This window comes from Acinetobacter sp. YH16032 (assembly GCF_013417345.1).
Taxonomy (GTDB): Bacteria; Pseudomonadota; Gammaproteobacteria; order Pseudomonadales; family Moraxellaceae; genus Acinetobacter.
This window is the reverse complement of the sequence record NZ_VPEE01000001.1, coordinates 417,797-443,832: the sequence shown is the minus strand read 5'-3', so window position 1 is coordinate 443,832 and position 26,036 is coordinate 417,797. Positions and strand designations below refer to the sequence as shown.

The 26,036-nt window shown below is 39.9% G+C and carries 24 protein-coding genes and 1 pseudogene; 8 read left to right on the top strand and 17 right to left on the bottom strand.

Going from position 1 to position 26,036, the window contains the following annotated elements; translation table 11 throughout:
• Nucleotides 1–14: 14 nt before the first annotated feature.
• A complete protein-coding gene (locus tag FTV32_RS02110; RefSeq protein ID WP_035263796.1) occupies nucleotides 15–257 on the bottom strand; it encodes a hypothetical protein in 243 nt (80 codons plus the stop codon).
• Nucleotides 258–566: 309 nt separating this feature from the next.
• On the opposite strand from FTV32_RS02110, the gene FTV32_RS02105 reads away from it, so the two are divergent.
• A complete protein-coding gene (locus tag FTV32_RS02105) occupies nucleotides 567–776 on the top strand; it encodes a hypothetical protein (protein WP_180027759.1) in 210 nt (69 codons plus the stop codon).
• On the opposite strand, the gene FTV32_RS02100 is transcribed toward FTV32_RS02105, so the two are convergent.
• Nucleotides 720–1,361: a LysE family transporter gene (locus FTV32_RS02100; protein ID WP_180027758.1), complete on the bottom strand. Its 642-nt coding sequence runs from the start codon at nucleotides 1,359–1,361 to the stop codon at nucleotides 720–722. The genes FTV32_RS02105 and FTV32_RS02100 overlap by 57 nt on opposite strands.
• A gap of 106 nt (nucleotides 1,362–1,467) precedes the next feature.
• Nucleotides 1,468–2,052: an FxsA family protein gene (locus FTV32_RS02095; RefSeq protein ID WP_035263802.1), complete on the bottom strand. Its 585-nt coding sequence runs from the start codon at nucleotides 2,050–2,052 to the stop codon at nucleotides 1,468–1,470.
• A gap of 122 nt (nucleotides 2,053–2,174) precedes the next feature.
• On the opposite strand from FTV32_RS02095, the gene ruvC reads away from it, so the two are divergent.
• A complete protein-coding gene (gene ruvC / locus FTV32_RS02090; RefSeq protein ID WP_180027757.1) occupies nucleotides 2,175–2,720 on the top strand; it encodes a crossover junction endodeoxyribonuclease RuvC in 546 nt (181 codons plus the stop codon).
• Between the two features lie 23 nt (nucleotides 2,721–2,743).
• On the opposite strand, the gene FTV32_RS02085 is transcribed toward ruvC, so the two are convergent.
• Both FTV32_RS02085 and FTV32_RS02080 read right to left on the bottom strand, forming a co-directional pair.
• Nucleotides 2,744–3,022: an acylphosphatase gene (locus FTV32_RS02085; RefSeq protein WP_092766403.1), complete on the bottom strand. Its 279-nt coding sequence runs from the start codon at nucleotides 3,020–3,022 to the stop codon at nucleotides 2,744–2,746.
• Between the two features lie 15 nt (nucleotides 3,023–3,037).
• Nucleotides 3,038–4,549: an NAD(P)H-hydrate dehydratase gene (locus tag FTV32_RS02080; protein WP_180027756.1), complete on the bottom strand. Its 1,512-nt coding sequence runs from the start codon at nucleotides 4,547–4,549 to the stop codon at nucleotides 3,038–3,040.
• 20 nt (nucleotides 4,550–4,569) lie between these two features.
• Here FTV32_RS02080 and queG point away from each other — a divergent pair, with 20 nt between their 5' ends.
• Both queG and bioB read left to right on the top strand, forming a co-directional pair.
• Nucleotides 4,570–5,673 (top strand): tRNA epoxyqueuosine(34) reductase QueG, encoded by a 1,104-nt coding sequence (queG, locus tag FTV32_RS02075; protein WP_180027755.1) that lies wholly within the window; start codon nucleotides 4,570–4,572, stop codon nucleotides 5,671–5,673.
• A gap of 290 nt (nucleotides 5,674–5,963) precedes the next feature.
• Complete coding sequence (gene bioB / locus FTV32_RS02070; protein WP_180027754.1) at nucleotides 5,964–6,953, top strand: biotin synthase BioB; 990 nt, start codon at nucleotides 5,964–5,966, stop codon at nucleotides 6,951–6,953.
• Nucleotides 6,954–7,027: 74 nt separating this feature from the next.
• Here bioB and FTV32_RS02065 read toward each other — a convergent pair whose 3' ends face one another.
• Entirely contained in the window at nucleotides 7,028–7,237 is a 210-nt protein-coding gene (locus FTV32_RS02065; protein ID WP_092766405.1) for a hypothetical protein, read from the bottom strand.
• A 196-nt stretch (nucleotides 7,238–7,433) separates the two neighbouring features.
• On the opposite strand from FTV32_RS02065, the gene FTV32_RS02060 reads away from it, so the two are divergent.
• A complete protein-coding gene (locus FTV32_RS02060; RefSeq protein WP_180027753.1) occupies nucleotides 7,434–8,753 on the top strand; it encodes a monooxygenase in 1,320 nt (439 codons plus the stop codon).
• Nucleotides 8,754–8,912: 159 nt separating this feature from the next.
• Here the strand turns inward: FTV32_RS02060 and FTV32_RS02055 are convergent, their stop codons facing one another.
• Together FTV32_RS02055 and FTV32_RS02050 are read right to left on the bottom strand one after the other, a co-directional pair.
• Nucleotides 8,913–10,175, bottom strand: coding sequence for an acyl-CoA dehydrogenase family protein (locus FTV32_RS02055; RefSeq protein WP_180027752.1), 1,263 nt, complete (start codon nucleotides 10,173–10,175; stop codon nucleotides 8,913–8,915).
• A gap of 13 nt (nucleotides 10,176–10,188) precedes the next feature.
• Nucleotides 10,189–11,439 carry an SfnB family sulfur acquisition oxidoreductase gene (locus FTV32_RS02050; RefSeq protein WP_180027751.1) on the bottom strand — a complete coding sequence of 417 codons (1,251 nt, stop codon included), beginning with the start codon at nucleotides 11,437–11,439 and terminating at the stop codon, nucleotides 10,189–10,191.
• A 207-nt stretch (nucleotides 11,440–11,646) separates the two neighbouring features.
• Here FTV32_RS02050 and FTV32_RS02045 point away from each other — a divergent pair, with 207 nt between their 5' ends.
• Nucleotides 11,647–13,062, top strand: a complete 1,416-nt coding sequence (locus FTV32_RS02045) for an LLM class flavin-dependent oxidoreductase (protein ID WP_180027750.1) — start codon at nucleotides 11,647–11,649, stop codon at nucleotides 13,060–13,062.
• A 50-nt stretch (nucleotides 13,063–13,112) separates the two neighbouring features.
• Here FTV32_RS02045 and FTV32_RS02040 read toward each other — a convergent pair whose 3' ends face one another.
• From FTV32_RS02040 to FTV32_RS02020, 5 genes are all read right to left on the bottom strand, one after another.
• Nucleotides 13,113–14,018 carry a cation diffusion facilitator family transporter gene (locus FTV32_RS02040; RefSeq protein ID WP_179998159.1) on the bottom strand — a complete coding sequence of 302 codons (906 nt, stop codon included), beginning with the start codon at nucleotides 14,016–14,018 and terminating at the stop codon, nucleotides 13,113–13,115.
• 75 nt (nucleotides 14,019–14,093) lie between these two features.
• On the bottom strand, nucleotides 14,094–17,237 hold the full coding sequence (locus FTV32_RS02035) for an efflux RND transporter permease subunit (protein ID WP_180027749.1): 3,144 nt from the start codon (nucleotides 17,235–17,237) through the stop codon (nucleotides 14,094–14,096).
• Nucleotides 17,227–18,444 carry an efflux RND transporter periplasmic adaptor subunit gene (locus FTV32_RS02030; protein ID WP_180027748.1) on the bottom strand — a complete coding sequence of 406 codons (1,218 nt, stop codon included), beginning with the start codon at nucleotides 18,442–18,444 and terminating at the stop codon, nucleotides 17,227–17,229. Before FTV32_RS02030 ends, FTV32_RS02035 begins: the two co-directional genes overlap by 11 nt.
• A gap of 1 nt (nucleotide 18,445) precedes the next feature.
• Nucleotides 18,446–19,765, bottom strand: a complete 1,320-nt coding sequence (locus FTV32_RS02025; protein ID WP_180027747.1) for a TolC family protein — start codon at nucleotides 19,763–19,765, stop codon at nucleotides 18,446–18,448.
• 46 nt (nucleotides 19,766–19,811) lie between these two features.
• Nucleotides 19,812–20,249, bottom strand: a complete 438-nt coding sequence (locus tag FTV32_RS02020) for a cation efflux protein, CzcI-like (protein WP_180027746.1) — start codon at nucleotides 20,247–20,249, stop codon at nucleotides 19,812–19,814.
• 240 nt (nucleotides 20,250–20,489) lie between these two features.
• Here FTV32_RS02020 and FTV32_RS02015 point away from each other — a divergent pair, with 240 nt between their 5' ends.
• Complete coding sequence (locus FTV32_RS02015) at nucleotides 20,490–21,434, top strand: ABC transporter permease (protein ID WP_180027745.1); 945 nt, start codon at nucleotides 20,490–20,492, stop codon at nucleotides 21,432–21,434.
• Nucleotides 21,434–22,327, top strand: a complete 894-nt coding sequence (locus FTV32_RS02010) for an ABC transporter ATP-binding protein (protein ID WP_180027744.1) — start codon at nucleotides 21,434–21,436, stop codon at nucleotides 22,325–22,327. The genes FTV32_RS02015 and FTV32_RS02010 overlap by 1 nt, the downstream gene beginning before the upstream one ends.
• A gap of 91 nt (nucleotides 22,328–22,418) precedes the next feature.
• On the opposite strand, the gene FTV32_RS02005 is transcribed toward FTV32_RS02010, so the two are convergent.
• From FTV32_RS02005 to FTV32_RS01990, 4 genes and pseudogenes are all read right to left on the bottom strand, one after another.
• Nucleotides 22,419–23,123 (bottom strand): ABC transporter ATP-binding protein, encoded by a 705-nt coding sequence (locus tag FTV32_RS02005; RefSeq protein ID WP_180027743.1) that lies wholly within the window; start codon nucleotides 23,121–23,123, stop codon nucleotides 22,419–22,421.
• Nucleotides 23,116–24,327 (bottom strand): FtsX-like permease family protein, encoded by a 1,212-nt coding sequence (locus FTV32_RS02000; RefSeq protein WP_180027742.1) that lies wholly within the window; start codon nucleotides 24,325–24,327, stop codon nucleotides 23,116–23,118. The genes FTV32_RS02005 and FTV32_RS02000 overlap by 8 nt, the downstream gene beginning before the upstream one ends.
• Before the next feature lie 2 nt (nucleotides 24,328–24,329).
• Entirely contained in the window at nucleotides 24,330–25,499 is a 1,170-nt protein-coding gene (locus tag FTV32_RS01995) for an efflux RND transporter periplasmic adaptor subunit (protein WP_180027741.1), read from the bottom strand.
• Nucleotides 25,500–25,519: 20 nt separating this feature from the next.
• A pseudogene (locus FTV32_RS01990) lies at nucleotides 25,520–25,733 on the bottom strand (TIGR03643 family protein).
• Between the last annotated feature and the right edge of the window lie 303 nt (nucleotides 25,734–26,036).

Genomic DNA, 26,036 nt, shown 5'->3' with positions numbered 1-26,036 from the left:
GCTTTTTTATAGATTCAATTTGCTTTATCACTTTGATGAAGCGTGTCCAAAAAGGACTGCTTCACAGGAACATTTTGGTTATCTTGTAAATATAAATGGGCCACTTTAAACACAATGGCTGCGGCTAAACACGCAATAATACAAAATATCCAAAAACCATAAGGTGTTCTGATATTTTGTGAACCGCATTCAGAACACACTTTGTCTGTCGAAGCAACCACCTTGTCGCAACACGCACAATGATACTGATACAGCATACTCATCCTCCCGATTTGACTGTCTTTTTTATTTTTATCTACATCACCTTAGAGGCTAATATTTATACTATATAAGCCTTCACTAATAATCAACCTCATGATGTAGCTATAAAACAGCAACCATCTATGACTTCATTCAATATCTTGTATTATCAGATATCTATGTGAATTTTTTTTTGACAACCTGCTCTATCATTCTTTTTTCTTCTAGAGATTATGCATATTTTATTCACGCACTCGCCCATCATATCCGCATGGAAATCATAAATTGAAGTAAAATAAACGTAGTGAAAAAATGATGATATGACAATGGTTCAATTAATTAAGAAAGGCGGCTTGAGAGAAAGAGCAAACAGAAGTCGCTCTTATCAAGGTTCTGAAAATACTGAAGCAACTTTGCGACCAAGACGTTATCAGCAAGACACGCTCGTTCTGACTCAAACAGAAGAGTTAGATCAGGATTCAGTTAAGCAAAATAAGCGCATCGATCCACAACCAGACTGCAAAGATCAAAAATAGACCACCCGATGCCATATCTATGTAATGCCCTGAACGCTGGTAGAGCTGTTTAATTTTGGGGCGCGCTAAAACGACCATCAAAAACGTAAAGGTTAAAAACGTTTGAATCGGAATAATGACTGCAAGTTGTATTTTCAACATCTCTGGTGCTGAAGCGGTTAAGGCAAGTGAAAATACACTACTAAAATAAATCAGTGTTTTAGGATTGGATAGGTTTGTAAACAACCCCATCAAAAAATATTTTTCAGCTTTTAGAGGTGACTGATTTTCATCAATTGCATGAAGTTTAAAAGACTTATAGGTTTGCCAACCACCCTTTAGCATCGCCCAGCCCATTTTTGCCAAAAATAAACCACCGACTAACATTAAGACTTGTTGAATCCATGGGAATTGGGCAATCAAAAGTGCAAAACCTGATAAAGTTAAAATCACCCAAAATAAAATTCCAATAGAAATACCTAAAATAACTTTCAACGTGTTTGCGTTTGTGGTTGACGCTGCGCATTTGGCAATCAACAAAATATCAGGTCCAGGACTCAATTGAGCAACAAGATGTAGGACACAGATGGTAAGTAATAGAGACATAAATCAAAAATGAATAAAAATTGTTTGAATTATACTGTTTTTTAGGAAAATCGAGATACAAAAATAAAAAAACCAGACATTACATCTGGTTTTGAACATGCGCAATTTACTTTTGATTAACGTCTTTCATTTCAATTTTCTTTGCTTCAGGTGTAATTTCTCTTGCTTCACCATCAATGATAGTAGAGTCATTTGAACCACGACCGTGCTGCTGGCTTTGCATTTCTTGCATTTGGCGCATTAAATCTGCAAATGGATTCTGACCATTTGCTTGACCACCCATGCCGCCCATATCTCCCATCATACCACCCATCATTTTTTCCATCATGGCTTGCTGACGCTTCATCATGGTTTTCATCATCACCGCTTTAAATGCTGTTTGAACAGGTGGAATTAGAATAAGTAAGGCGAATAGATCGGAAATTAACCCCGGAATCAAAAGGAAAATACCCGCAATAATTTTAGGTAAGTTATTGGTCAAATTCGGATCAGCACTCATATGACCTTGTTGCATTTGCTGCATCTGTGGCATTAAACCTGATGCATGAGAACGAACCATATTTAAACCAATAAAGAATGCAGCAATAAACCAGAAGAATACATACCACATACTTCCGACTAGATCACCCACACCGACCCATACGAAGATTTCAAGGACTATACCGATTAAAACAATAAGAGCTAATTTCATGAAATGTAATCTAATCTCAAAAATTTAAATATAGGGTCGTAATCATCTGCTCAATCTGTATCAAGCTTTTTTCATACGCTTATGTAACAATATGGGCATTATTTTATTTTTAAAGTCATGGAATGTCATTAATTATCGGAATTGATCCTGGTTCACGTCTAACAGGTTACGGTATTATTCAAAAAGAGGGGCAAAAACTCACTTTTGTTGATGCTGGAACAATTCGCACTGAAACACCTGACATGCCTGAGCGTCTAAAACGAATTTTTTCAGGCATTGAAAGAATCGTTAAATTTCATGGTCCTACCGAAGCTGCTGTGGAACAGGTATTTATGGCGGTCAATCCTGACTCTGCCTTAAAACTTGGTCAAGCACGCGGTGCAGCTATAGCGGCATTGGTCAATTTAGATCTACAAGTGGCTGAATATACTGCGCGTCAAATTAAACAATCTGTTGTTGGCTATGGCGCTGCTGATAAAGAACAGGTTCAAATGATGGTTATGCGCATACTTAATTTAAGTATTAAACCACAAGCCGATGCTGCAGATGCACTTGCCGCAGCAATTTGCCATGCACATGCCTCTGGCAGTATGAGTAAATTGGCTGTCTTAAATGCTTTAGGTGGAATGGCACGTGGACGAAGCCGCAGCAGTAATCGTCGACGTTAAAAGTCTCTCGACACTCAATGCACTTATTGGCGAATTTGAAAGTTATCGAAATCACGCTCTTTGATGTCAATTAAGTCTTCATAGAAGATTTGCTTAACTTTACTATTATGAGGCCCTGCCATGGCCAGTTTGATCATGTCATTTACATCTTTATATGTGCCAACAATGATAGCTTCCACATCCCCATTATCCATATTTTTAACGTAACCAGTTAAATGCAACTTTAAGGCTTGTTCCATAAACCAGCGACGAAATCCGACCCCTTGAACAAGACCTTGTATCGTTAATTTTAAATATCGCATATCTATCCCTGAATTTTATTTTAGATTTACTATTTGATAAATCGCTTGAGCCATATTCTGAGCTAACAAACCACGTTCACCCTGTTGAGCCAATACATCACCTGCCATGGCATGTAAGTTAACAATTTCATGAAGTTGAATGGAATTAGACAATTGTCCTTTAAGACTAGCAATCATTCCTGCAAGGATATCCCCCATTCCACCTGTACCCATTCCTGGATTACCTTGGGTGCAAATCCAAATGGTTTGCTGCGCGTCAATCGTTAAACTTCCTGCACCTTTTAATACCCATTCACCAGCATACAGTGTTTGTAATCGTTTAATTGCTTTGATGCGGTCATGCTCAACTTCCGCCACGCTAGAGTGTAAAAGTTTTGCAGCCTCACCAGGATGTGGCGTTGCGTAAGTTCTCTCATTGAGTCGAATGGGCTTTTCAGATAAGAACCACAATGCATCAGCATCGAGTACAGTCGGTTTGTTCGTAGAGGACAGAATACTCATCCATTGATCATATTGCTCAGCTGCCCAATCATCACGTCCCAACCCCATTCCAAAACAAATCGAATCGACTTGCTGTAGCAAATTTTTTCGTTGTGATGGATCGAAACGATTAATATCCTGCACCATTACATTGGGAGATCGTGACAAAATTGCTGAATGATGTTTAGCATCACACACGATCGTGACTTTACCCGCCCCAGCGGCAAATGCAGCTTCAGCCGCCATAATCACCGCACCTCCCATTTGTGCATGACCGCCAATCACGAGCACATGCCCATACGTTCCTTTATGTCCTGTAGAGTGTCGTCGCGGCAAAATTGTTTTGACTGGGCTTAATCGGGCCACAGGTTTTAAATCTGAGTCACATGGTAAAATGGGAATGAGTTTTAGATGTCCTATAAAATCCTGTGCACGCCCTACAAATTGCCCTACCTTATATGCGAGTGCGGTAAGCGTATGCTGAGCATGAATAGCCATTGGTAATGGTTGACCTGTATTTGCATCTAAACCGCTCGGCATATCAATCGCAATTTTGACGCCGTCTTGCTCATTAATATGATGGATAATTCTCTGCCAGTCTTCACTTAAAGTACGATTAATTCCAATTCCAAACAATGCATCAATATAGACATCATAACCCTGACACAGGTTCAGATCGGTGAACTGCTTAAGTGGTATGGATTGACTCATTTTATAAGCACTCTGCAAGGAGTCAGCCGAGTGATGATCGACTTGTGAAAAAGAAAAAATATCGATTTCTAGATTTTGGTTGAATGAACAATGTCGTGATAAAGAGTGCTGTGCTAAATAGTACGTAACAAGATAACCATCCCCTGCATTATTTCCTTTGCCGCAGCAGACTGCGATACGGATTTTCTTTTTTTCAATACCTTGAAGAATTGTGATGATTTCTTGTGCCATCATCCAAGCAACTTGCTGCATAAGACCAAAAGCACTATTTTGATCGTCAAACCAGCGCTGTTCCCAAGCTTGTATCTCACTGCTGTGATAAACTTGTTGATGCATCATCGTTCCTTTTTTTATTTATGACTCAATCTCTCTCATCTATACCAGCTCGTATTCCAACACAGCAATTTGATCCTCATGCGCTTAAAGCTTGGATTAAATCTCAAGCATTGGAACTGGGCTTCGCTGATTGTGTCATTGCCCGACCTGATGCTCAAGATGAATTACCTCGATTAAAAGCATATTTAGATCAAGGATTTCATGGTGACATGAAGTTCCTCGAAGAAAATTTGGAAAAACGTGCTAATCCAACACTGTTGGTTCCCCATACAAAAAGTATTATCTGCGTCAGAATGAATTATTTGGTTGAACGACCTCAACCTCGAACAGTACCTGATTTCCCTAATTCTGCCGTTATTGCGCGATATGCACGCGGACGGGATTACCATAAAACCATGCGCGGTAAATTAAAAACACTTTCAAACCTTATTCGTGAAAAAGTCGGTCCGTTTGAATCAAGACCTTTCGCCGATTCAGCCCCTATTTTTGAAAAATCACTCGCTGAATCTGCTGGTATGGGTTGGACAGGTAAACATACCCTGCTCATCCACAAAAAATCGGGTTCCTTTTTTGCACTCGGTGAACTGTTTAGTTCTCTTGAATTACCCTTTGACGAGCCTGCCAGTGCACATTGCGGCTCATGTACAGCATGTATTGATATTTGTCCAACGCAGGCGATTGTAGCGCCATATCAATTAGATGCCCGAAAATGTATTGCTTATCTGACCATTGAATACCAAGGCGTGATTCCTGAAGAACTACGCCGTGGCATAGGTAATCGCGTATTTGGATGTGATGATTGCCAGCTGATTTGTCCTTGGAATAGTTTCGCACAAACCACAACGGTTGCTGATTTCCATCCCCGTCATGGGCTGGATCGTCTTTCTTTAATAGAATTATGGCAATGGGACGAAGCAACATTCTTAGCAAACACAGAAGGCAGTCCACTGCGTAGAACAGGCTATGAAAGCTTTATGCGGAATATTGCGATTGGAATCGGGAATGCACCGTATCATCCAAACAATATTGAGCAATTGATACTAAAAAGAAATCAGTATAGTGAGATTGTGCAAATCCATATTGACTGGGCAGTACAAGAACAACAATCAAAAAGAAATAATTAACTGTACTTTTCCAAGATGACTTGACAGCGCAAAAACACCGTTTTGAGCATGATCTGAAATTTTAAGCACACTTTAGCAACAAGTTCTCAGCATCAAGTTCCCAAAAAATAATTTTGCGGCGAAAAATGCTTAAAAATAGTTAAGTTTGTAACTAATTCAACAATGATTAATTTCTATTGAGTTGGCGAATTTGATAATTTTTTTGAGTCATTATTGTCATATTTTACGATTTTGCATTATTAAAATTACAGTATGATCAAATAAGTAGCTTTTTAAATGATGGATAAATTATGCAAGTACGCAATGATTGGACGCGTGAAGAAATACAAAAACTCTATGAACAACCCTTCATGGACTTAGTTTTCGAAGCACAACGCGTGCATCGTCAATACTTTGATGCAAATACCATTCAGGTCAGCACATTACTATCGATCAAAACGGGTAAATGTCCTGAAGATTGTAAATACTGTTCTCAATCTGCACGTTATGATTCTAAACTTGAAGCCGAAAAAAGAATTGCTGTTGAAAAAGTAATTCATGAAGCCAAAGAAGCTCTCGCTTCTGGATCATCTCGTTTTTGTATGGGTGCTGCATGGCGAAATCCTCATGAACGCGATATGCCTTATGTACTTGAAATGGTACGTGAGGTAAAGGCCCTAGGACTTGAAACTTGTATGACCTTAGGGATGCTCAATCAATCTCAAGCGGAACGTTTAAAAGAAGCAGGTTTAGATTATTACAATCACAATTTAGATACCTCTCGTGAGTACTATCCAAATGTGATTACCACACGCACTTATGATGATCGTTTAAATACTTTAGACTTTGTACGCCAAGCAGGCATGAAAGTGTGTAGCGGTGGAATTGTTGGCTTAGGTGAAGATACTCAAGATCGTATTGGTCTATTACATGAACTTGCGACCTTAGCTATTCATCCAGAATCGGTACCAATCAACATGCTTGTACCGATCGAAGGCACACCCTTAGCAGATGTTGAAAAACTCGATGTGACTGAATGGATTCGCACTATTGCCGTAGCGCGCATTATCATGCCAAAAAGTTATATAAGACTTTCAGCGGGTCGTGAATCTCTTTCTGATTCTGATCAAGCTTTAGCGTTTATGGCAGGTGCTAACTCTTTGTTCTCAGGTGAAAAGCTTTTAACGACACCTAATGCTGGTGAAGGCAAAGATAAGCAGTTATTCGATAAGTTAGGTCTAAAAGCAGAAAAAGCGAAGCCGACTGTATCAGAGCTGACTATAGATGCAATGGCAAGTTAATTTCAAAGCTTCGCTTAATTAAAAACCGAAGCTTTGCTTCGGTTTTTAATTAAGCGAAGCTTTGCTTCGGTTTTTTATGATGTGATCAATATGCCATAACTGGCATTAAGATACTGTCCCGGCTTAATTTCATCTGTTCCATTGGCATGGTGTACCGTTATTTTTTGACTAAATGCATCAAACTCAAACCGATCATAACTATCTTGGTGGTGCATCAACCAATAAATCGTATCTATGACATGATCATCACAAATATAAGTATTCGATTTAAAATCTTTAATCATTTAATTTAAATCCTTTTTTCAATCACAATATTATTATATCTCAATTCATTTTATTGAATATCATTTTCTTTATTTAAGATAATATCTAAATTTCCTTTAATCCAATATATTATATTTACATATCACAATAAATCAATTTCCACACATTTTATAAGCGCTATTATTTTATTTTAATTTTGAATAAAGACTGATTATTATGAGTATTATTGATTTAAAACCTCAAACTGCATTGCAACACCGCCCCAGCGCACTGACCACACAAATTAATGCTGTATGGGGACAAGGACCTTCTTCACGTTATGAAAGCCTCGCCTCGTTATTCAGACCTACATTTGAAAAAATCAAAGCTTCGCGATCAGAACGCGAAAAAAAACGAATTTTAGCTTTTGAACAGATTCAATGGTTAAAAGACATCGGTTTTACGAAACTTCGCTTACCCAGTTCGCAAGGGGGATTTGATGCAACTATTCCAGAATTATTTAATCTATTAATCGAACTTGCCGAAGCTGATGCAAATTTACCTCAGGCACTTCGCGTACATTTTGGCTTTGTGGAAGATTTACTGCTCAGCCGCGACCCACAGTTTAAATCTATATGGCTTCCTAGAGTAGCTCAAGGTCAAATTATTGGAAGCGCATGGTCTGAAGGTGGAAATGAGTCCATTCATGAATTTAAAACGAGACTTTCCAAAGATGCTGAGGGACGCACGATATTGAATGGACAAAAATTTTATACCACAGGAAGCTTGTATGCAGACTGGATTGATGTGGGTATTACTGATTTGTATGGAGAATCAGCCAGCATTCTAATCCCTCGACATGCCGAAGGTGTTGAGATTGTGGATGACTGGAATGGTTTTGGTCAAATTCTTACAGCAAGTGGTACTACTAAGTTCAATCATGTTGTTGTGAATCAACAAGATGTCATCGGAGACCAACAGCGCTTTAAATATTCAGCAGCATTCTATCAACTGATTCAATTGGCAATTATTTCAGGGCTTACAAGAGCAGCAAGCTATGAAGTATCAGCTGAGGTTTATAAACGTGAAAGAAATTATACACATGCCAATGCTTCCTACGTCCGTAATGATGCTCAAATCCTACAAGTGGTGGGTCAAATTCGTGGTGTCGCCTACACCACTGCAGCAATTATTGAAAAAAATACACAGGCGATACAACGTGCTTTTGAAGCTGGGTTGAATGATAATGAACAACTCGAAGCAGATCAAAATGCCATAGCAGAATTAGAGGTTGCTCAATCTCAAACCATTATCATTACACTTGCATTAAATGCTTCGACCATCATTTTTGATGCTCTAGGAGCATCAGCCACTGATAAAAACTTAGCTTTAGATCGTTTCTGGCGAAATATTCGTACGCTCGCATCTCACAACCCAAGAATTTATAAAGATCGAATTGTCGGAGACTTTAGCGTAAATGGTGCATTACCCCCTTATCAATGGCGTATCGGTAAAGTTGATGAATCAGGGCTTCTGCAAACAGATAAGGCTTCTTAAGCTCGCTTTAAATCGTTAAGACACTATTCTTTAGTGTCTTTTTTAGTGTTTTTTAAAGTGATCTATCTAAATCGCTTAGGCTATTAGACTCTTATTTAAGAACCTAGTAAAAAGGTCCTTAACAGGACCTTCTTAGCAGCATCATCGAAATTACATCAATTAAGCCACTTGAGCTTTCAAGTGTTTCGCCAAAGGACTATTACCAATTTGCCATACAAATGGCAATTCAGTTTGATTCACGACAAAAGCACCCACCACTTTCTCCTTATAAATAATCGGATTATGTGAGGATACAACTCTTGCATTACGCCAGAAACGATCTAACTGCTTCGATGAAGCGCTGGCTGAAGCACCCAAACTATTGAATAGTTTAGTTGTTAAATCAAGTACAAGATCTGAAATGACTACCTGCCCTTGAGCAGATTCTAGTTCCGCAATTTGGTTAATCTCATGATCTTTTTCAGATGAAGCATTAAAGTGACTTAAATATGCATCATCCAGTGCTGCAGCTGTTTTTAAAGTAATGGATTGACTGGCAAATGCTTGGGAAGATGCCTTACCAATCACTTGTAGAATCTGAGCATCATCACGGACAAGATCAGCATTCCCGTGGCTAAAGATTCGAGTACGCTTACGCACTTCCTCACTAAAGGTCTCCACCGCAGAAAATGCGATGCCGGTCAGTGTTGCTAGATGTACAACTTGATAAAAAGCTGTTTGATATTTAAAACGCTGATCAAACGGGTAAATATGATCTCGTTCAATCGACACTTGGTTGATTTTTAGCGTCCCGCTTCCAGTGGTTTTTTGACCAAATCCATCCCAATCATCATGTACTTTAATTCCATTAGCTTTAGTTGAGACCGCTGCAATCACATGCTGATCAGTGGTCTCATCATAGGCAAAAAGATCAATCCAATCGGCAAAAATAGTACCTGTAGAATAGAACTTTTCTCCTGAAACTTCATATTCGCCTTGTTGATTTTGTTTCACTCGGGTAATGACGTCGCCTATCTCAACATTACCGACTTCTGTCCAAGCGTTTCCTGCGATTTCACCATTTACAAATCGCTTAAACCAAAACGCTTGTGATTGATCTTTATGGGCCACTAAACGGTCTTCGACAAATGCAAAATGTCCACGTAAAGCTTGCACAATATTTGAATCCGCTGTCGCCAACTCGATTAAGATTTGGAAAAGTTGCTGTTGGGTAAAACCTGCACCGCCATATTTTTTTGGTACACGTAATGCACCAAAGCCTACATCGTTTAACCATTTAATTTGTTCATGAGGCAAATCACGATCGGTTTCTCGTTGAACGGCCCCTTCTGCAATCCGCTTAAAAATCGGTCGAAACTTTGCTGCAACCTCTTCATAGTTGGCACCAAGTGAAAGTTCTTCATTCTGATTTAATATAGTCATAATAAATTTCTCCTTAGCTCCATGGATGACGTGGTGGTGGGACATCATTTAGAAAATAATTTCCTACAATGTTGTATTTCCAACGCACGGGATCATGCAAAGTGTGTGTTCTGGCATTGCGCCAATAACGATCTAAATTTAATTCTGATAAGGTCGAACGCGTGCCAGAAAGCTCAAATAATTTATTCGCTGCTAAAATCGCAATGTCAGTCGTTAAGACTTTTGCTTCAGCCACTAGCAATGTTGCTTCATTAATATGATCTTCGGTCGGTTCAGCAAGTGCTAAATCAATCGCTAATCCTGCCAAATCCAGAACGGCTTCAGCAGCACGCAGCTTAATTTTCAATTCACCAATATTGGCAATGGTATATGGATCTGAACTTGCTTTATCTAAACCTGAATCAATCCATGGACGTGCAAAGTTACGAACGTAATGAATCGTTTCTTGAATCGCACCACGTGCAATCCCAGCATCTACAGCAGCTTGAATAAATTGAGAAATTGCTCCAGCTGCTGTCGGTCTTACAAAAGCTTGATAAATTGGAACGATATATTTTGCATCTACTTTAACGTTGTTTAATTCGACTGATCCACTGACCGTTGTACGCTGACCAAACCCACTCCAATCATTGGTAATTTTTACACCTTCTGTCCCTTGTGGCACGATTGCAGCAAATGGTTTTCCTTCAGCATCAATCGCAACAACTGGAATGCGGTGTGCCAGTAAAGCTCCAGTCGCAAAGAATTTTTGTCCATTCACAATCCCATTGCCAGAAGCATCAAATTCTATTTTTGTGGTGAGATCGGCAACCGTCTTAGACCCTTTTTCTGAGAAAGCATTCCCCAAACGCTCTCCACCCAGTACTGCTTTAAAAAAGAATTGTTTTTGTTCTTCGGTTGCATCTAAACGGATATGCTCTAGAAACACCCAATGATTTTGTGCGATTTGACCTAGTGATGGATCAGCGCTAGAAATGGTTTTAACAACTTCAGCGAGAGTCTTGTAGCTCGCTCCTGCACCGCCATATTGCTTTGGAATATTAATTGCCCAAAGCCCTGATTGAGAGTACTTGTTAATTTCACTCAAAGGTAAACGGCGTTCATGATCACGAATGGAGGCTTCCTTTGCAAAATCTTCAGCGAGCTGTTGTGCGATTTGAATCGCTTCTTCATCTGTCTTAATCACATGCGCTGGCTGATGAATTTGGTAGAATTCTTTTGAAATTTCAGCCTCATGCAATCTTATATCTATTTGTGCAGTCATTTTATTCTCTTCAAAAAAATTGAATAAAATTAAACTAGCACTAATTATTTTAATTTTTTATACGATTATTTTATTTACTAATCTAATTTCAAACAAAATAAATCATTTATTTTTTTATTATGAATATTGCAGTTTTTCTCATTAAATAATAAGTATGATATTTCATATAATCAGAATATAAACATTTAATTATTTTATATTTTCATTATGACTAAACATATACGATTTAATGCTTTTGAAATGAATTGCATTGCACATCAGTCCCCAGGCTTATGGCGTCATCCGCTCGATCGCTCTACGGAATATAAAGATTTGGAATATTGGACTGATTTAGCAAAAATATTAGAAAAAGGTATTTTTGACGGTATTTTTCTTGCAGATGTTTTGGGTATTTATGATGTGTATCATCAATCGGCTCAACATGCTTTAAATGGTGCTGTTCAAGTTCCTGTGAATGATCCAATTCAAATTGTTCCAGCAATGGCAGCAGTCACCCAACATTTAGGCTTTGGCGTAACCACCTCTATTTCATTCGAACATCCTTATCCCTTCGCACGACGTATGAGCACGTTGGATCATCTCACCAAAGGTCGCGCGGGTTGGAATATTGTGACTTCATATCTAGAAAGCGGATCCAAAAACTTAGGTTTAAAAACCCAAGTAAGTCACGACAATCGTTATGATATTGCAGACGAGTATCTGGAAGTTTTATATAAACTTTGGGAGGGTTCTTGGGAAAATGATGCGGTACGACGCGACAAAGCCGCTGGTATTTTTGCGGATCATACCAAAGTTCATCCAATCCAACATGAAGGTAAATATTTTAGCGTGCCAGGTATTCATATCTGTGAACCTTCTCCGCAACGCACACCTGTTTTATACCAAGCAGGTGCATCAAAGCGTGGACAGAAATTTGCTAGTCAAAATGCAGAGTGCGTATTTATATCTGCACCAACGAAAGTTGCTGTAAAAAAGTTAGCACAAGGAATTCGTCAGAATCTTATTGAGGAAGGTAAAGATCCAAACGCAGTTTTAATTTATACGATGCTTGCGATTGTGGTCGATGAAACTGATGAGAAAGCGCAGGCTAAATTTGCAGAGTATCAATCTTACGGAAGTTATGATGGTGGATTAACACTCGCTTCAGGGTGGTCTGGTGTAGATTTTTCACAATTCAAAGCTACAGACCAGGTTGAATATATTCATACCAATGCCATTCAGTCTATGTTGCAATCTTACGTAGAAGCAGATCCAGATAAAGTTTGGACCATTGAAGAAATTGCAAAATGGACCAGTGTAGGTGGAAACGGCCCCGTGATTGTCGGCTCACCAAGCACAGTTGCCGATCGTCTTCAAGAATGGGTGGATGAAACTGGCATTGATGGATTCAATTTGGCTTATATTTTGGCACATCAATCTTTTGAAGACGTGGTCGAATACGTCGTTCCTGAGTTACAACGTCGCGGTGTTTATCCTACAGAATACACCAAGGGGACGCTTAGAGAAAAGTTGTTTGGTCATGGACCATTACTTCCAGATGATCATCGTGGTGCTCAATACCGTAGGTCATCAACGAATGGGCTGCACACCACAACCCAAACCGCAACACTTGAATCTGTGTAGATCCATTTAAATTCTCTAAATCTAAAAAAAGCCCCTTTCGGGGGCTTTTTTTAATGCTGATGTTCTAGTTCATGGTGATATGCATCATCTTCTATCTGCAAGGTCATTTCAGTAATATGATGATCATGACTTAACATTTCAAAAGCTTGTTGATGTAAACGTTTAGGATCGACATTCGGTGCAACCAAATGAACTGTGAGCATGACTTTTTTGGATGTGATCGCCCAAACTTTTAATTGGTGAATGTCCTTAACTCCTTCAAGCGATAATAAATCTGTACGGAGCTTTTCAATATCAATCTCATCAGGCACACCTTCAAGTAGGATATTTACACTTTGCTTGGCGAGAATCCAAGCACGTGGTAAGACCCAAAATCCGATCAGGACTGCGATAATCGTGTCAATAAGTACCCAGCCTGTAAAATAAATAATCACAGCACCGATGATCACACCTACAGAACCAAGTGCATCACTTAATACTTCTAGATATGCACCTTTGACATTGAGGCTATCTTTACTACTCGAAAAAAGAATCTTCATCGAAATTAAATTAATGATTAAGCCAATGACGGCGACTATCATCATTCCAACACTCTGAATTTCAGGAGGATTACTTAATCGATGAATCGCTTCTATCAAAATATAAATTGCAACGATAAATAACATCACCGCATTAAATAGAGCTGCCAAAATTTCAAACCGTTGATATCCAAAAGTTCTCTTGTTGTCTGCAGGTTTTTGACCAATCTTAATTGCAACCAACGCGATGGCTAAAGCGGCAGCATCAGTAAACATATGTGCAGCATCAGACAATAAAGCTAAACTTTGGGTAATGAATGCTGCAACGACCTCAACAATTAGAAAGGTCGTGGTTAAAGCGAGTGCAAAAGTCAGTTTCTTTGCGTTGCCTTTACTGACTTCCACATGACTGTGATCATGATTATGCGAACTACCCATTTTATACTCCTCATCAGAAACCTCACTTAAAATAAAGTGAGGATCTGATTCATATACATAATGCTATTGTTTAATTTATTGTTCTGCTTTTGCTTGATTCATCCACCTATACAATACAGGTAAAAGTAGTAGCGTCAGTATTGTGGACGAAATTATTCCACCGATAACCACTGTCGCAAGCGGTCGCTGTACTTCAGCACCCGTACCCGTAGCGAGGGCCATTGGAACAAATCCTAAAGACGCCACAAAAGCAGTCATCAGCACAGGACGTAATCGCAACACTGCACCTTGCCAAATAGCATCTTTTAAACTGTATTCACTTCTTAGCTCCTTAATAAAGGTCAACATAACCAGTCCATTCAGAACAGCGACACCTGATAAAGCGATAAAACCAATACCGGCAGACATTGAGATAGGAATATCACGTAACCATAAAAATAAGACTCCACCCGTGAGAGCAAAGGGTACGCCCGTGAAGACCAATAAACTTTCTCTGATATTTTTGAATACAGCCATCAGCAGGATAAAAATCGTAATCAAAGCCAATGGAATCACGATAGTCATTCTAGCTTTGGCAGATGCCAAATTCTCAAACTGTCCACCATACTCAATCCAATAGCCGCTCGGTAATGCATATGTCGTGAGGCTAGATTGCAACTCTTGGACAAATGAACCCAGATCTCGCCCTTCAACATTTGCCGTCACAATAATCCTACGCTTGCCATTTTCACGACTCACCTGATTCATACCATCAATATTTGACACTGTAGCCACATCTGCCAGTCTTACTGTCCCACCATTGGGGAGTTGTATGGGTAATTGTGCAATCCCCATGACTGTCCGATCTTGATCAGTAAGTCGAATAACAAAATCAAAACGGCGGTCGCCTTGTAGAATTTCACCGACTTGTTGACCACCGATACTTGAAGCGACTAAATTTTGTATTTCACGAACCGAAAGACCATATTGCGCTGCTAAAGAACGATTTACATCTATATTTAACAAAGGTAAACCTGAAGTCTGTTCTACTTTGACTGCGGTACTGCCACTGATTTTTTGCACAATCCTGGCAATTTTGGCAGCTTCATCGTTTAACACCTGCATATCATCGCCAAAAATTTTTATACCTATGTCACTGCGGACTCCAGAAATGAGCTCATTAAAACGCAATTCAATGGGTTGAGAAAATTCACTATTGTTGCCAGGCAAAGTCTCCAAAAAAGTTTCAATACGTGACCTTAAATCATCTAAGCTTTCTTTGGGATTCGGCCACTCTTGACGAGGTTTCAACATAATGAATCCATCTGAGATATTGGGTGGCATCACATCTGTCGCCACTTCAGCAGTACCAGTTCGTGCGAAAACATTTTTAATTTCTGGAAAATTTTGAAGCAAAAGTTTCTCAGTCATTTCCTGCATTCTTAACGATTCTTCTAAGCTGGTACTGGGTGAACGCATTTGTTGAATTGCAAAATCACCTTCGCTTAATTGCGGTGCGAATTCACTTCCTAAACGTGTCGCCAACAACCCTGTTAAAACTAAAATACTGACTGCGAGCGTTAACATGACCATTCGATATAAATAAGTCATATCTAATGCTTTTAGATATTTTTTCTTTAACCATAACATCCATCTACTTTCAGTTTCTTTTACTTCACCTTTTACAAATAAAGCCACTGCAGCAGGAACAAAAGTAATGGATAAAATGATCGCAGCAATAAGAGCTAATACTACGGTGAGTGCCATAGGGTGAAACATTTTTGCTTCAACACCACTTAAAGCAAATATGGGCAAGTACACCACTAAAATAATCGTTTGACCAAAAATTAAAGGACGGCGCGCTTGACGAGCAGCAAGGAATACTTCTTTAAATCTCTCTGAACGGGTTAAAGGTCGTCTTAACTGTTCTTGGGCATGAGCTAATCGGCGAATACAGTTTTCGACAATTACCACCGCCCCATCTACAATAATTCCAAAATCTAGCGCACCTAAACTCATAAGGTTGGCACTAATTTTCTGCTGTGCCATACCTGATAATGTAAATAACATCGAAAGTGGAATCACGCATGCTGTAATTAAAGCTGCTCTAATATTTCCCAAGAAAATGAATAAAATCACAATCACCAAAATCGCCCCTTCGACTAAGTTCTTTTGAACTGTCTTAATGGCTTTCTCGACTAAGGTGGTACGATCGTAAACAGTTTCAATTTTTACGCCTTCGGGCAGTGTGGTTTGAATTTCTTGAATTTTTTGATTAACAGCTTGTGCAACACTACGGCTGTTTTCACCCATCATCATCATGGCGATGCCGAGTACGGTTTCTTCTCCATTATTGGTCGCACCACCTGTTCTAAGATCATGTCCGATCGACACTGAAGCAATATCTGAAACACGGACAGGATTTCCATTCAAGGTAACCACCGTTGTATTTTCAATATCCTGTATCGTATTCAGTGTTCCAGGAACTCGTACTGTCAGTTGTTGACCTCCATCTTCAATAAATCCTGCTCCACGATTTTCATTGTTCTCAGTGAGGACCTGTTGAAGTTGCGTCAAACTGACTTGTAATTGCTGCATACGATTCAAGTCTGGTGAAACAACATAAGTTTTATTGAATCCTCCAATAGTATTCACCTCTGCAACGCCTTTTACGCGTTGCAATTGTGGACGCACAATCCAATCTTGAATTTCGCGTAAATCCATTGCTGTGTATGAAGCACCATCAGGCTTTTTAGCCTTTCGGTCTGCTTTTAATACCCATTGATAAATTTCACCCAGTCCCGTAGATACTGGAGACATGGTAGGTGCGATATCATCAGGTAATTCGGATTGAACCTCTTGCACACGCTGATTGATTTGTTGACGTGCCCAGTAAATATCTGTGCCATCTTTGAAGACAATGGTGACCTGAGATAAACCATACCTAGAGATCGAACGGGTTAATTCAAGATCTGGTATCCCCGCCATGGCATTTTCAATTGGATACGTAATGCGTTGCTCAACTTCGAGCGCAGTAAATCCATTGGCTTGGGTATTAATTTGAACCTGTGTATTGGTAATGTCTGGAACTGCATCAATTGGCAATTTTTGATAACTATAAACTCCAACAGCAATCCAAGCACAGGCAAACAGCATGATCCAAATCGCATGTTGAATTGAAAACTGAATAATTCGCTCAAATAGCCCTTCAGCCTTCGGCATGTCATGATTAGTGCCCATGGTCAGCTTCTCCTTTTTCTAACTCCGATTTCAGTAAGAAGCTGCCTTGATTGACATATTTTTGCCCCGTTTGAAGACCAGACTTAATTTCTGCCCATTGACCATCTGAAGACATTTCACCTACTTCAATGGGTTGTGCTTTAAAGTGGAGTTTTCCATTTTTTTGTTCTGTAACAATAAATACTGCTGATTTACCTTCGATTTGTTGCACTGCATTTTTTGCAACGCGTAATACATTCGATGCATCGGGAATTTGAAGTTCAACATTTACCATCAAATTTGGTCTTAACTCACTTGCCTTTCCTTGAACTTTAGCGCGAACAATCAAGCGACCAGTCTGCGCATCTGCTTGCGACGTTAACGATTGCACAACTGCTGTATACGTCTGACCTGATTGTAAAGATTTGAATTGAATATTTTGTTGTGCACGAATTTGATTACTCGCATCTGCAGGTAACACAAATTCGAGCCATAAATCTTTTAATTGTTCGATGATGAAAATCTGATCTGCAAGTTGCACATTTTCACCCACCACAATGTCTTTTTGGCTGATCACGCCCGAGATTGGCGAACGAATGGTAAAACGACCATTCGAACCTGCTGAAGCTCCCAAAGCTTGTAAACGTGCATTAGCACTTTGCACTGTGATTTGTGCTTGACGATATGCATTTTCAGCACGTTGCAAATCCTGTTTTGCGGAGATCCCCTGCGACCACATCCGTTGTTCACGTTGCAAATCTTGGCGTGCCAAATCTAAATTGGATTGCGCCATTCTCAAATTCGCTTGTTGGTCAATGAGCTCTGGGACACTTAATACTGCAAGTACTTGACCTTTACCTACTTCTTGTCCCAGTGCTACATTCACTTGTTCAACATGACCAGCAAAATTAGGGGAAATATGCGCTTGTTGATCTGTATTTACCATCAATTTTGCAGGCAAGTTTGTGTATCGCGGAATTGCACCTAATTGAGCTGATTCTATTTTTATACTATGTTCGACTAGCTGTTTAGATGTGAGTTCAATCTCACCTTCTTCTGCATGATCAGCTTCTGCGCCATTCGACGTTTCAGCTTGCTCTTCACTCTCAACAATTGCTGTTTTGTTATTATCTTTGAAAAAAATCCAAATCCCGATAACTACCGTCACCCCAATAATGAGGGCGATGAGGAATGCTTGGTTTATTTTACCTTGTTGTATAGATCTCATTTTATTCTGCCCCTATATTGATGAAATTTTCTGACTGTGACACAGCCTCTTTGAGTAATTGGGTATAGGCATCCGAACGACTAATTTGTTCATAACTGGTACCAATACTTAATGCCTCAGCAGCAAGTGCGGTTTGCCATGCCTCTCTTAAGAGCTGAATTTGACTGAGCCGAATATTTTGTAATTGTGTCGTTGCTTGTTGCACCTCAGTGATTGAAAGTTTTCCATTTTTAAAACCGAGCAAAGAGCGCGTCTGTACTTTTTCAGACAAGCCTTTTTGTCTCAGTACAGCGTCATACTGTAGTTTTAAGCCTCGCACCTGATGAAATGAGTTTGCAATCTCTAAAATTTGTTGTTTGAGTTCTCTTTGTTGTTGACGCTCAAGTAGAGATTGCTGACGTTGGGCAAGCGGAATTTGGTATTGCTGACGATTAAAAATATTGAACGGGATATCTACACCCACAGATAAATTAGTATCGTTTGTCTCATTGGGCGCTTTTGTTCGCGTCATCCCTACATTCAAATTTGGATTTGGTTTTGCTTTTACTTTAAGTTGCTCAATTCGTTGATTAGCCTGTACAACATTGAGTGCATAAAGCTTTTCTAAATAACCTGCAGAAATATAATTTTGAACATTCTGTTCAACTTGGTCAGGCCAATAAATCCGATTTGAATCAACCTTCACCTCTGCTTCAGTTTCTCCCCAGAGATTAGAAAGATTACGTTTTGCAATTTCTTTATTTAAAATGGCTTGCTGATAATTGCGTTCATTTTCTGCCGCTTCAATCTGCGCTCGTTCATACTCAACCAAGGCTATACTTCCTGCCTGATATCGTTTTTTAGCGCTGTCTAAAGTTTCACGACTGACTTGCAGTTGAGACCTTTGAATTTGTGCTTCAGATTGCGAAATTAAAAACTGTGACCAAGCATACTTCACGATTAATTGGCTTTGTGCTTCCCACAACTTTTCTTGCAATTCATTTTGTTGCCCAGCCAAACGCGCTATATTTTTTTGAATCCGTCTTTGACCAAAAATATCGATCGGCTGACTAATACCAAGGCTCAATTCTTGATCTTGACTCGAACCAAAACCATCTCGAGACAGATTGATGGTCGGGTTTTGCCAAAGTCCACTTTGCTTGACTGCAAGTTCTGACATTTGTTGTCGTTGCTGCCAAATCTGTTCTGATTGTTGATATCGAGACACTTGAACGAGAGCTTGTTCAAGCGAATTGACTGTCATCGCTTGAGCATTTGCACCCAAACTAAGCGAACCTAAAACCAGCCATAATCGAATGGAATGTTTTAATTTAAAAGACATGTGAATTTCCCACTAATTTAAAAATAAGTGGTGGGAAATTTTTAGGCTACCCCACCAATAGCGGGGTTAATTCAGGAGGCGGAGGGATTTTACCTAAATGAGGCGATTGATAAGCATTAATCCAAAGAAAGTGATTTTGGTAAATCTTTTCGATGTGTTGTGATGAAGGCAAATTCTCGTTTACAGCAAGAATAAACTGAGACATCGACGGCAGATGATCTTGATGATCCAAAACATCGATTTGCGCTTTTTCTTCTAGCGTCACGCTTTGATCATCGCCAAGCACTAAGTCTTTTTCAGTTTGGGACTTCGGACTTTGATTTGAAAGATCGGCTTGGCAAAGTACAGGTTGATGATGACCAAAGTGAAAACTTTGTGTCGATGTTGAGTCGCTTTCATGAACACAAAAAGCTGCCGCCACATTCCAAAGGCTTTGGAACATGAACATACATGCTAAGAATGTCACAAATTTAGCCGATCTCATTTAAGCAGGCTCTCATCTTTTCTATCTGAATTTAAAACGTGATATTTATCACAATCAAGTGAAGAGTTGTAATTCTCCATCATATTTTCATGATCGAAACCTTGATATTGAAAGAATGTACATAAGAAAAATGAATGAAAACTTAAAAATTTAGCGCTTTTAAAGCACGCTTCGAAAATGGCATCGATTTTGCAACCTAATCATACGAATTTTATTTTTTGTATTACTGAGGTGGCAACGATGAGCTATGTTGCACGAGAATTGAGTCAAAAGCATAAATTTTTGCTTGGTTTTGGATCGTTTTTAATTCCAATTTTAATATGGTGTGCAGTGAGTTATTTGCCTTTTATTTGGCATCCCCAAGTTCAAATCACAGATTCTGGTAGCACAACATTTTTACAAGTCGATAGCCGTGTCAGTAGAGAAGTTTATTATGCTGAAGCGCAATTGGCAGTCGATCAAGGACTGCCACCACCTCGGGGAATTTTGGTCAATCCCATTTACCTACCGGCACCAGATGAAGTCGCTACAGCCTTAGTGACCGCATTTACAACACCACCCGCTCAAGCGAATGCACCATGGTTTCATGAAAGTTTATGGCACAGCATTAAACTGGTGTTTACCGCATTTTTTATTTCTTCTTTGATCGGTATTCCTTTGGGTATTCTTTGCGGTTTTTCTCATAAAATTTCTCAATTAACTGAACCTTTTGTAGAGTTCTTTCGCTATCTGCCTGCACCAGCCTTTGGCGCTCTTGCTGTTGCGATTTTGGGCATTAATGACGCACCTAAAATTGCCATTATTGTGATTGGTACCTTGTTCCAACAAATTCTCATTATTGCCAATACCACCCGTCTGGTCGACCGCAGTCTTATTGAAGCTGGATTCACCTTAGGAACTAATAAAATCAAAAGTTTATTTTATGTGGTCATCCCTGCTGCACTCCCAGAAATTTATCGAAACCTTCGTGTACTTTTAGGTTGGGCTTGGACCTATTTAATCGTTGCAGAACTCATAGGAAGTACATCCGGTATCACGTGGTTCATCACTCAACAAGCTCGCTATCAAAACTTTGACAATGTTTTCGCCGCAATTTTGATTATCGGTTTGATTGGTCTAATTTGCGACGTGATTTTAATGAAACTTGGACAGCACTTATTTAAATGGAAAACGGGAGTTCGCTAATGTCTTCAGCACTTCAACCCTCAGATTTTGATGCCCGCGCTTACTTTGACAAAATTTACGCTCGTCCCGTCATTTTAGAAGCAAAAAATCTCACCCAAAAGTTTAGCCACGGAAAAACTGAGCGCACCATTTTAAATGCTTTAGATTTAAAAATTCATAAACGTGAATTTATCTGTGTTATTGGTCCTTCAGGATGCGGTAAATCTACATTTAGCCGTATTGTGGCAGGTCTTGATCCATATACCAGTGGTGAATTACTGGTAGACGGTGAAACCATCACAGGACCGAGTCCAGAGCGTGGCATGGTTTTCCAAGGCTACACACTGTTTCCATGGAAAACGGTAAAAGAAAATGTCATGTTTGGTCCACTCATGCGAGGTGCCAGCAATGCTACAGCTGAGGCGCAAGCCCGTGAATGGATCAACATTATCGGACTTGAAAAATTTGCGCAGCAATACCCTCATGAACTTTCTGGAGGGATGAAACAACGCGTTGCCATCGCTCGCGCGCTCGTGAATCAGCCGAAAATTCTTTTGATGGATGAACCCTTTGGGGCTTTAGATCCTCATACGCGTCAAAAAATGCAAAAGCATCTGATCGATCTTTGGGCCAATATTGATATCACGATTATTTTTGTGACACACGATATGGACGAGGCAATTTTACTGGCCGATCGGATTGTGGCATTGAAGGCCAATCCTGGCGAAATTAAGGAAATCATTGAGGTTGATCTACCAAGACCACGTCAGCATGAATTGATGCTCACTGAAAAATTTAAATCTTTAAGACAACGTGTAGATGCTTTGGTACATGCTGAAGAAGATGAACTTGATCCAGCACTCGCCGACTTACCTAAAATTCCAAGAATGACCAAGGTCAGTCATTCTAAATAAGGCGCTATATCCTGATCACACTAACGGTCAGGATAAAGCATGCAACATCAATCCTTTTGACCACACTATTTTAAATGCAGCCTTGGATTAATCACGACTTCATTTCATCACGTTCAATTCGTCCATCTACCAATTGAATGGTTCGATCACATGTAGCCGATAATCGTGGATCATGGGTCACTAACAATACCGCACAATTTTGTTGCTCGTTTACTTCACGAAACAGCTCAAAGACTTCGCTCGCTGTTTGACTGTCTAGATTACCTGTAGGTTCATCAGCGAGGAGTAAAGCAGGCTGTGTGATTAAAGCTCTGGCGATTGCGACTCGTTGTTGCTGCCCACCAGAAAGTTGGCTGGCTTTTCGTTGTGCAAATTGACCCAATCCTACCGCTTTTAACAAATCATGTGCCCGATCTAAAGCTTGCTGATTGGGTTTGCCATGCACCAACATTAGAGGCATCAAAACATTTTCAATAACGGTGAACGCTTGAATCAAATGATGAAACTGAAACACAAACCCTATGCTCTTCCCACGCAATTCAGTTCTTTGTTGATCTTGCATTTGACTGGTTGGTTGACCAAGTAAATAAATTTCACCACTGGTGGGTTGATCGAGTAAACCTAAAATATTTAATAACGTACTTTTACCTGAACCAGAAGGTCCAATTAACGCAGCAAAATCTTGACGATGTATCGCAAAATCAATCCCATGCAGCACTTCAATTTCATTGGGTTGTCCAATGTTATAAGACTTTTTCAAAGCCTCTAAACGTAGTACTTCATCATGATTAGACATGACGGATTGCCTCCACAGGATCTAAACGCGCTGCACGACGGGCAGGAATCGCCGCTGCAATTAAACCGCTCAATGTTGCAAGTAATAAAGCTGATCCAATCAAATAAGGGGAAATTGGAATGTAGAATAATCCTGGGCCAAATTCATTAAATGACCAAACCAATGCATAACTGGTCAGGATTCCGACAATAGAACCAAGTAAGCCGAAAATCGCACCTTGAATGAGAAAGATCATCAAAATTTGTTCTCGGCTCGCACCTGTCGCACGCAAGATTCCGATCTCACGTGTACGCTGTACCACTGTAATGGAGAGTACGCTGGCGATCGCAAATGCAACTGATATCCCAACAAATATAATAATCATATTGGTTGAAAGACTTTGCGCTGAAATCGCATTCATCAATTGCGCATTACTTTCAATCCAACTTTCAGCTTTTAATCCAGTGAGACGATGAATTTGAGTTGCGACCTGATCTGCGGAGAAAATATCAGAAATACGAAGATCAATAATGGTAACCCCACCCGGCAAACCCAATAAAGACTGTGCCCGCTTTAGATCGATATACATATAGCGTGAGTCTAGTTCTTTGACCCCGAGTTCAAAAATACCCGTTACATTCATAACGGCGTTAATGTCTTGACCGTTATCTACGCGAATTTTACTGCCTACGCGCACACCAAGATCTTTGGCCAACTCACTTCCGATAAGCACATCATCTGCCTTTAAACGAAGCTGACCAGCTTTTAGATACTCTTGCAAAGGTACTATGCGTTGATAACGTGGTAAATCAATCCCCATAATCGCAACTGACTGAATCGCTTCTCCCCGTTTTACCAGTGCAGGTCCTGAAACCATGGGAGAAACGGCATTGAGCGTCTTGATATTGTCTAGATTTTCAAGAACTTCTTGCCAGTTATTGATCGACTTGAGTCTTTGAGCCCTTTGATCTTCATGGATGATATGTGCCACGCCCTCAGGCACTCTAACGACGCGATTGACCTCATCTGGTGCATGCAAACTAATATGTGCCTGAGTACCCAACGTACGCTCAATCAAATTGGACTGAAGCCCCTGAATTAATGCACTAATAAAGACAATAACGGCAACACCAATAGCAACACCACCAATAATCATCAGTGTTTGACTGCGACCCTCGCGTAAAAACCCAACAGCGATGAGCCAATTGGTCCATAAACGCTTCATCTTCAAAGTGCTTGTACCTGCTTAGTTCTGACACGCTGATCCGGTTTTACTTGATCAGGCTTTATAACGACCTGATCATTGTGATCCAACCCTGATAAAATTTCAGTCATGGTGGTTCCACGCAATCCTAATTTTACAGATTGACGTTGGACCTTACCCTCTCTTATCACCATAACTTCAGCTTGCTTGGTTGAAGGGTCAATAAGCGCGTCATTGGCTATTACTTTGGTTTTATTTCGACGTGCTGTTTCGACATTCACTGAGACTGTCATATCTTGCTTCAAGAAATTGGGTACAGAATTCACCGCCAATTTAACTTCAACCGTACCACGTTGAGGATCAATATTAGGTGCAATAAAGTTAACTTCAGCTGGAAATGCTTGCTCTGGATAAGCGTCTGCAATCACTTCCGCTTTTTGACCCAATTTAAGATAAGGTAAATTTTGCTCATCCACCGCCACTTTAATTTGCGTTGGACTATCAACTGCGACTGTAAAGAGCACCTTTCCAGGTTGAATCGCATCCCCTTTTTCGACTTCACGCGTCAAGATCGTACCCGATACTTGTGCCCGAATTTCACTTTTTGCCAATTGGGCACGTAGCGCATTTAATCTTTCGCTTAAGGTTTTTTCTTCCACTTGACCTGGAGCAAGGCTTTTCGCCTTAAGTTTTGCCGCAGATAATTGATTTCTGGCTAAGCGTTCAGCTTCTAAAGCTTGTTCTTTTTCTTCAACAGAAAGCACTCCCGGTTCCGTTTGCTGACGACGTCTTGCTTCGCGACTGGCTTGTTGTAATTGAAATTCTGCCGTTTTCAATTCAACTTGCGCTTGTGGATAGCGAATTTTCTGCAATTCCTCTAGCGCAACTTCTGCTTCACGGACTTGTGCTTTTAAATCATCAGATTGAATAATTAACAGTACCTCTCCTGCTGCTATTCGTTGACCTTCTTGCACGCGTCGCTCAATCACCACACCCGAAATTTCACTCCCAATTTCACTACGTGCTACATTTTCAGCACGACCTGAAGCAACCACTGTTTGAATCAGTGGTTTTGCTTCGATTAGGTAAGTTTCGACTACAGGACCTTGCCACCAACGGAAAATGAAATATATCCCACCAATCGAAATGAGCAGAATGAGAATCCACCATTTTCGTTGTTTTAAAATATGCAAAGCTTTATCTCCCAATAGGCCTACTTCGGTTTATATTGTCGAGTACAGTAAGCTCTTAAAATATCTGGTGAGCGCTTGTGAAGATGCTTGGTATTCCGTCCCGCAACACGTTTACACCACATTTCAAAACTACTTTTTTTTTAATTGTTGTCGCATCAATCGAATGACTGCACTTTCGTTTAATCCGTATTCCAGCAGAATGGCTTCGAAGGGTGTCCGATCTTCCCACGCCATTTCAATAATTCTGGAAATATCAGCTGTTGTATACAACGCACATGATCCTTTTTCATTCGCATCAAACCTTGATGTTAATTGTTCATTCGTGAAAAATATGTGATTTTTTTGATTTATAGACACTTCATACACGCTAACGCATTCATCGTATAAAACGATTGATTTTATAATTTTAATCCGTTTCCTAGTTTTTCCATTTTTATCTATTCTTAATCCATACAAGGTAGGCAACTCTGTTGCTCTACCGACCAATCATTCAGTTCAACTTTGTGCCCAGTGCAAGCCCCTCTGCACTGGGCTTTT

Bases quoted from the DNA above. Each gene is read 5' to 3' on its own strand.
- FTV32_RS02110 (WP_035263796.1), bottom strand. From the start codon at position 257: ATGCTGTATCAGTATCATTGTGCGTGTTGCGACAAGGTGGTTGCTTCG.
- FTV32_RS02105 (WP_180027759.1), top strand. From the start codon at position 567: ATGGTTCAATTAATTAAGAAAGGCGGCTTGAGAGAAAGAGCAAACAGA.
- FTV32_RS02100 (WP_180027758.1), bottom strand. From the start codon at position 1,361: ATGTCTCTATTACTTACCATCTGTGTCCTACATCTTGTTGCTCAATTG.
- FTV32_RS02095 (WP_035263802.1), bottom strand. From the start codon at position 2,052: ATGAAATTAGCTCTTATTGTTTTAATCGGTATAGTCCTTGAAATCTTC.
- ruvC (WP_180027757.1), top strand. From the start codon at position 2,175: ATGTCATTAATTATCGGAATTGATCCTGGTTCACGTCTAACAGGTTAC.
- FTV32_RS02085 (WP_092766403.1), bottom strand. From the start codon at position 3,022: ATGCGATATTTAAAATTAACGATACAAGGTCTTGTTCAAGGGGTCGGA.
- FTV32_RS02080 (WP_180027756.1), bottom strand. From the start codon at position 4,549: ATGCATCAACAAGTTTATCACAGCAGTGAGATACAAGCTTGGGAACAG.
- queG (WP_180027755.1), top strand. From the start codon at position 4,570: ATGACTCAATCTCTCTCATCTATACCAGCTCGTATTCCAACACAGCAA.
- bioB (WP_180027754.1), top strand. From the start codon at position 5,964: ATGCAAGTACGCAATGATTGGACGCGTGAAGAAATACAAAAACTCTAT.
- FTV32_RS02065 (WP_092766405.1), bottom strand. From the start codon at position 7,237: ATGATTAAAGATTTTAAATCGAATACTTATATTTGTGATGATCATGTC.
- FTV32_RS02060 (WP_180027753.1), top strand. From the start codon at position 7,434: ATGAGTATTATTGATTTAAAACCTCAAACTGCATTGCAACACCGCCCC.
- FTV32_RS02055 (WP_180027752.1), bottom strand. From the start codon at position 10,175: ATGACTATATTAAATCAGAATGAAGAACTTTCACTTGGTGCCAACTAT.
- FTV32_RS02050 (WP_180027751.1), bottom strand. From the start codon at position 11,439: ATGACTGCACAAATAGATATAAGATTGCATGAGGCTGAAATTTCAAAA.
- FTV32_RS02045 (WP_180027750.1), top strand. From the start codon at position 11,647: ATGACTAAACATATACGATTTAATGCTTTTGAAATGAATTGCATTGCA.
- FTV32_RS02040 (WP_179998159.1), bottom strand. From the start codon at position 14,018: ATGGGTAGTTCGCATAATCATGATCACAGTCATGTGGAAGTCAGTAAA.
- FTV32_RS02035 (WP_180027749.1), bottom strand. From the start codon at position 17,237: ATGGGCACTAATCATGACATGCCGAAGGCTGAAGGGCTATTTGAGCGA.
- FTV32_RS02030 (WP_180027748.1), bottom strand. From the start codon at position 18,444: ATGAGATCTATACAACAAGGTAAAATAAACCAAGCATTCCTCATCGCC.
- FTV32_RS02025 (WP_180027747.1), bottom strand. From the start codon at position 19,765: ATGTCTTTTAAATTAAAACATTCCATTCGATTATGGCTGGTTTTAGGT.
- FTV32_RS02020 (WP_180027746.1), bottom strand. From the start codon at position 20,249: ATGAGATCGGCTAAATTTGTGACATTCTTAGCATGTATGTTCATGTTC.
- FTV32_RS02015 (WP_180027745.1), top strand. From the start codon at position 20,490: ATGAGCTATGTTGCACGAGAATTGAGTCAAAAGCATAAATTTTTGCTT.
- FTV32_RS02010 (WP_180027744.1), top strand. From the start codon at position 21,434: ATGTCTTCAGCACTTCAACCCTCAGATTTTGATGCCCGCGCTTACTTT.
- FTV32_RS02005 (WP_180027743.1), bottom strand. From the start codon at position 23,123: ATGTCTAATCATGATGAAGTACTACGTTTAGAGGCTTTGAAAAAGTCT.
- FTV32_RS02000 (WP_180027742.1), bottom strand. From the start codon at position 24,327: ATGAAGCGTTTATGGACCAATTGGCTCATCGCTGTTGGGTTTTTACGC.